This is a genomic window from Microbacterium sp. BF1, assembly GCF_019279095.1.
Lineage (GTDB): Bacteria > Actinomycetota > Actinomycetes > Actinomycetales > Microbacteriaceae > Microbacterium > Microbacterium maritypicum.
Genome location: NZ_JAGYWT010000190.1, coordinates 1 through 4,504, shown reverse-complemented (window position 1 = coordinate 4,504; position 4,504 = coordinate 1). Strand labels below are relative to the sequence as shown.

Below are 4,504 nucleotides of genomic sequence, written 5' to 3'. Positions count from 1 at the left end.
GCTCCGATGCTGCCCGAGCGGCCACCTACCAGGCCTGGATCCACAGCTATAATCACCACCGACCCCATACCGCTCTCGGAGGCCTCTCACCCATCGACCGCGTCCATAACGTCAATGGGAAGAACACTTAGGCCGCACGCGAATGCCCGGAGCGGCCACCCTCTTTCGGTGGGGCTCCCGCAGGAGCATCGAGGCGTAGTACAGGAAGCCCCTCCGCCGCGGCGGAGGGGCTTCCTCGCTGTCTGCTGTACCGCTCGTTGCAATGAGCACCCAAAGAGAGTGCGCCATGCCGCCGGCCGGCGTCTCATTGACCGATCCGCATACAAGGCGGTATGAGGCCAGCGCCGCGAAGCCGCCGGCATGACCGCCTCGAAGGTACAGTTGCCCGACGGTTGGCAGTTGCTCTACGTGCAGGGTGACTGACAAGTTTTGGCGAGTTTGCTCGGCGAAGGGGACGCTAGCGGGTGGCGTCCACCTCCGCCTTCATGCGCCTGATGGCTTCGATCGGGAGGTTTCCTCGCGGGCCAACCACCCATCGCCGGCTCCGCCTCGCGATCGCGCGGCTCATGTCGAAGTCGGTTGGAACGTCGTCACCGATGACCAAGAGCTGCGTAGGCGATAGCGGGAACGTGACGGTCGACAGTGGGTGGTCGGGGTTGGGGCGGAAGAGCATCACTGCCCCGTCGCCGGTCCACAGGTTGGTCGTCGTGTAGATCTGCCACTGCCATCCCTCGAGGCCGAAGCTCGTCAGACGAAGCGTGTCCGGGTGATCGTGGGCGAGGGAGATCAGGTCCCCGTAGTTGAGATGGGTTTCCTCGACGCTCCCGTCCTTCATGAAGAGCGTCGCCGGCTGTGAGTCACCGGCGCGGTCAGCGTATCGACCGCGGTGAAGGTGCATGTCGAGAAACTCAATCACGGCGAGTTTGTCCGGCCCCGTCGGTATGACGCCTGCGCGGAGTCGGTTCAGCGCTCCGACGCCTTTGTCCTCGATCTCGGCGAACTGCTTCTCGAGATCGTGCGTAAAGACGGATGGGTCGTAGACGTAGCTCACAACGGTGGCGTTCTCGATCGAAGACGGGTAGCCACGACCTTCGAGAACGTCCAAGACGTCGACCACGTTGCGGTCATCCGCGAAGGCCGCGAGATGGCCTTTCGTGATCATGTGCCCGCGTCTCGTCGATGATCGACGGAAGCTGGACCCTTGCGGGTGGGTGTTCGTCATGACGTCAGGATAGAGCCCGTGAAGGAGCCTTGGACTGCTCATGCCAAAGCCCGCGGGCGGGGCATTCGGCTTAGCTTCTGACCTGCCGGTCGTGACCGTGCGCAGCGGCTTGGCGGATCAGGCGACGATTGACGGGGCCAGACGTCAACCTAAGTTGACATAAGATCTATTATCGGGGAAGCTCTGATCGTCCGTTAGAAGTGCCCGTGGGGCTCTCGGGGCCCGAGGGGAAAGGCTCAGGGATGCGCCGGGGGAATCCTGATCCCCACGCCGAGGCCACCATCCGCGCCACGCGCTCGTTCCGGGCCACGTCCCCGGTGTGCGCGACGGCGTCGGGCGTTGACCCCTTGAGTTCTCTCGCGACGCTGCTCTTGCTCCAGCCGATGATCTTTGCGATTTCTCGCACTGATTTGTGCTGATCGGAGAGGGCGCGGACCGCCTGGAGCTTCACCAGGTAAAGAGCAGCCTGCGCGTCCGCAACCGCTTCAGAGGCCCGGTGAACCGCGGCAGCCGCCTCATCTGCCGTCGCCGTCTGGGCGTAGCCCGTCCAGAACGGGTTCGACGAGTGATCGGCCCGATCCACGCGGAAGGCGATCGCCATCGCGGGTGACTTCCCAATGCTGGGTTCGGAGATGACGGACGTTCCAGATTCTTCGTGTCCCATGCATGGGACGTTAGCAGTGTCCCATGCATGGGACAACCCCTACCGCAAGAACGGATGTGCTCCCTTGACTGGCATTTCGCTCTCTTCGAGGATCTGGAGCGAGCAGGCCTGGAGGCTCATCGTTGGAGCTCGACCGATTTCTCTCGCTCGATGTGATCGAGGGCTGTCTCCACGAGTGGATTCATGAGGAGTGTGTCAAGCTCGTTCCAGCGGCGCATCCACCCCTCGAGGCCGGCGTCGAGGTAGCCGATGAATGAGCGCGCATCTTCCAAGACCAGGTGGGGTGCGCGCCGCAGCTGTACCCCCGGGGTGCCGAGACCAGGTTGCGGAAACCCGAAGACAATCGGCTCACAGTGATTGATCCGATTCCTCGCCCCGGGGACTACGAAGCAGGAGGGCGTATGGGAAAGGCACGAGCAGCGAAGCTGCTGAGGAGAGCAGAGAGGGACCGGTGGATGGGGGTCAACCTGTGGCACGGAGGTGTTCCCGGGCTCGGGATCGGGGAGTCCTTGCTCGCACCCGCCGATCAACCGCAGATGCCGCTCATGAGTACGCCGCGCTTCCTTGCGGAGGCCCGCGCAGATCGGGTGTACTTCACCACCGACATTGATCTCGCGCGCGTGTTCGCGGCCGCGGTGTTCGATGCCTACGGCGACAGCGCCGTATACCGGGTGCGCCCCACCGGTCCTACGGCCAACGACATCGATCTTCCGAACGTGAGCTTCCATGCGAGGAGTGCTCAGATCGTCGAAGTGAGTGAACGAGGCGTCTCGATGACGCCGCTTGAGAAGAAGCAGATGCAGGCCCGCTATCAGACCTGGGATGACGGTCGGCCGATGTACGACAGTTCAGGCCGCATCCAGATCACTCGGCAGCTCGAAGCGCTGGGCATGACGCAGCAGGACCTCAACCGACGCTTTCCAATCTGGACGGATCCACGCGTCATGAGCAGGGCCCTTAGCGCTGAGCTCAAGCGGCGAGATGCGGGGTATGTGTCAGGTAACTGACATAACGAACATTATCGGTTAATCCTCGTTAACTGAGTTGGCGCGATTTTCCGGCGCCTCCGAGGACTGCTGTTCCTCGTGGTCCAGACGTTCTATGAGTGCTCGAAGCTCGCGATCCTGTGCCTCGTATCCGGGCCGGCCCACTGTGTCGAACGGGTTATCGGGCAGTGTGAATGCGTACTCGGCGTTGTTCAGTTTGGTGCCCTGTGTGCCTCGACGCATTGAGGCGATGATCCGCTCGGTATGTCTGGAGTCAACCGATTTCAGGGATGCCTTCATGTCGGCGATCTCGTCTTCGCTTGCGGGAGGGATGTCGCGCTCAGACTCGAGGCGCTGCTTGCCTTCGATGTGCTCGCCTAGGCGCAGCTGCCATCCGATCTGGTGCACATACCCGACGACCTCTCGCACTGTTTCAGCGTCCACGTCAGACGTGGGCATGATTGGATCTCCAGCCCCTGACACGTCGACGTAGAAGCCCCGTTGTTTGTCGGCGTTGTGGGTCCGTGTCCACGCCTCGATAGTGCCGAGAAGGCGTTCGTTCTCGACGGGGTCTGACGCCTCCACACCGAACCAGTACTCCTCGTCGACGAGGAACTGATGCACAGTGTCGAGTTTCAAGTGGTGCTTCCCCCAGAGATCCCTCAACTGTCGGTCGACGAACGCCTCCCCTTCGGGCGCGTAGGCCATTAGTACGCGTCGTTTGTGCAGCGCTATCGCTTTTCCCGATTCCTCCATGCCCAGGATTGCGAGAGATCGCGCCAGGGCAAGCTCGTCGACGTCGAGCATGGTCACCGCCGCTTGCAGCAGCCGGTCGGCGTTCGACAGCAGGGCGTCCTGCAACGAAGTCACCTGAGCAGGGGACAGAGAGTCGGGAAGATCCTGACGGCGAGCCATGATCGCAGATCATCGCATAGATCGTGCGTCGGTTCATGTGAAACGCCCTGGGTCTGATGGAGACTCGCGCTATTTGATTCCGACCAGTTGAGTGCGGTCGGTTTGGTCAGCATAGAACTTCTGCTCGAACTCGGCGGGTGGGATGTCGCCGAGGTAGCCGTGGAGGCGCTGGGTGTTGTGCCAATGCACCCATCCGAGGGTCGCGAGCTCGAGGTCCTCGACCGTCTTCCACGGGCCCGGACGGGCAGGGCCGCGGACGAGTTCTGTCTTGTAGTAGCCATTCACGGTCTCGGCCAGGGCGTTGTCGTAGCTGTCGCCGACGGTCCCGATCGAGGGCGTCGCGCCGATCTCGGCGAGGCGTTCGCCGTAGCGGATCGACGTGAATTGGCTGCCGGCGTCGCTGTGGCAGCGGAGGTTCTCGTGGCGGGTGCCGCGGCCCCAGCGGGCCATCTCGATCGCGTCGAGGACCATCTCGGTGCGCATATGTGACGCGCACCGCCACCCGACGATCATCCGGCTGAACACGTCGATGATGAAGCAGACATAAGCGACGCCGGCCCAGGTCGGCACGAAGGTCAGATCGGTGACCCAGAGCCGGTTCGGGGCGGTCGCGGTGAACTCCCGCTTCACCAGGTCCGGATGCCGCGCCGCGGCTGGATCTGGCCTGGTCGTCTTGACCCGCTTCGCACGCGTCGCGCCCTCGATGCCGGCGGCTCG

7 protein-coding genes are annotated in these 4,504 nt (G+C 63.0%); 2 read left to right on the top strand and 5 right to left on the bottom strand.

Features of this window, described 5'->3' with window-relative positions; translation table 11 throughout:
• The coding region (locus KZA10_RS08405; RefSeq protein WP_218682639.1) for an integrase core domain-containing protein at window positions 1–131 on the top strand (131 nt) is incomplete at its 5' end.
• 326 nt (window positions 132–457) lie between these two features.
• On the opposite strand, the gene KZA10_RS08400 is transcribed toward KZA10_RS08405, so the two are convergent.
• The 3 genes from KZA10_RS08400 to KZA10_RS08390 all read right to left on the bottom strand — a co-directional run bounded on the left by KZA10_RS08400 (window position 458) and on the right by KZA10_RS08390 (window position 2,158).
• The gene (locus KZA10_RS08400; RefSeq protein ID WP_218682638.1) at window positions 458–1,162 is read right to left on the bottom strand and encodes a DUF4238 domain-containing protein; all 705 of its coding nucleotides are present in this window, start codon (window positions 1,160–1,162) and stop codon (window positions 458–460) included.
• A gap of 229 nt (window positions 1,163–1,391) precedes the next feature.
• The gene (locus tag KZA10_RS08395) at window positions 1,392–1,823 is read right to left on the bottom strand and encodes a hypothetical protein (protein WP_218682637.1); all 432 of its coding nucleotides are present in this window, start codon (window positions 1,821–1,823) and stop codon (window positions 1,392–1,394) included.
• Window positions 1,824–2,002: 179 nt separating this feature from the next.
• Window positions 2,003–2,158: a hypothetical protein gene (locus tag KZA10_RS08390; RefSeq protein ID WP_218682636.1), complete on the bottom strand. Its 156-nt coding sequence runs from the start codon at window positions 2,156–2,158 to the stop codon at window positions 2,003–2,005.
• Window positions 2,159–2,395: 237 nt separating this feature from the next.
• On the opposite strand from KZA10_RS08390, the gene KZA10_RS08385 reads away from it, so the two are divergent.
• A complete protein-coding gene (locus tag KZA10_RS08385; protein ID WP_218682635.1) occupies window positions 2,396–2,893 on the top strand; it encodes a hypothetical protein in 498 nt (165 codons plus the stop codon).
• Between the two features lie 18 nt (window positions 2,894–2,911).
• Here KZA10_RS08385 and KZA10_RS08380 read toward each other — a convergent pair whose 3' ends face one another.
• Together KZA10_RS08380 and KZA10_RS08375 are read right to left on the bottom strand one after the other, a co-directional pair.
• Window positions 2,912–3,742 (bottom strand): AbiV family abortive infection protein, encoded by an 831-nt coding sequence (locus tag KZA10_RS08380; RefSeq protein ID WP_218682634.1) that lies wholly within the window; start codon window positions 3,740–3,742, stop codon window positions 2,912–2,914.
• A 114-nt stretch (window positions 3,743–3,856) separates the two neighbouring features.
• Window positions 3,857–4,504: IS3 family transposase (locus KZA10_RS08375; RefSeq protein ID WP_218682633.1), on the bottom strand; the 648-nt coding region annotated here is incomplete at its 5' end.

What these genes read in the sequence shown, in the direction of transcription:
- KZA10_RS08395 (WP_218682637.1), bottom strand. Translation starts at nt 1,823, where the DNA reads ATGGCGATCGCCTTCCGCGTGGATCGGGCCGATCACTCGTCGAACCCG.
- KZA10_RS08400 (WP_218682638.1), bottom strand. Translation starts at nt 1,162, where the DNA reads ATGATCACGAAAGGCCATCTCGCGGCCTTCGCGGATGACCGCAACGTG.